Genomic DNA, 757 nt, shown 5'->3' with positions numbered 1-757 from the left:
GTCGTTGCGCGCGTCGCGCAGGGCCTCGGCGGCGCGGCGGGCTCGGTGGCCGCCCGGGCCATGGTGGGCGACGCGACGACGGGCCTCGTGCGCAGCAGGCTCTTCGCGACGCTCGCCGCGATCAACGCCGTCGGCCCGGTCGTCGCCCCGCTCGTGGGCGGTGTCGTGCTCTCGGTGTCGAGCTGGAGGGCGACGTTCGTCGTGCTCGCGGTGCTCGGGGCCGCCCTGACCTGGGCGGCCGCGCGCCGTCTGCCCGAGACGCTCGTCGACCCCGAGCCGGGTGCGGGCTCGCTGGTCGCCTCGCTGCGACGGATGGGCACGCTGCTCGCGATGCCGCGCTTCCGGTGGTACCTCGTGACAGGGTGCGCCGCGACGATCGGGTTCTTCTCGTACATCGCGACGTCGTCGTTCGTCTTCCAGGAGCAGTACGGCTTCGGCGAGGGCCTCTACACGCTCGTCTTCGCTTCGAACGCGTCGTGCATGATCGCCTCGACCCTGGTGTTCCGCCGCCTCGTCGGGCGCTTCGCCGAGGACCACCTCTTCACCGTGGGGCTCGTCACCTGCACCGTGGGGTCGGCCCTCGTGCTCGTCGGTGCGCTGACCGGCGTCGGCCCGGCACTGATCTGGCCCGCGCTCGCCCTCGTGACGGCGGGCTGGGGCTGGGTCATCCCCGGGTCGATCACCCTGACGCAGGCGCTCGGGCACCGCGCGCCCGGCACGGCCGCCGCGCTCGCGGGCGGCCTGCAGTTCGGGCTCG

At 74.4% G+C, this 757-nt stretch carries 1 protein-coding gene; it reads left to right on the top strand.

Features of this window, described 5'->3' with window-relative positions:
- Window positions 1-757: MFS transporter (locus tag IFT36_RS16135; protein ID WP_200413678.1), on the top strand; the 757-nt coding region annotated here is incomplete at both ends.

It is taken from the genome of Frigoribacterium sp. CFBP 13605 (genome assembly GCF_014839405.1).
Classification (GTDB): Bacteria; Actinomycetota; Actinomycetes; order Actinomycetales; family Microbacteriaceae; genus Frigoribacterium.
Note: the sequence above shows the minus strand (reverse complement) of the source record. Positions and strands in the feature narration are given on the sequence as shown.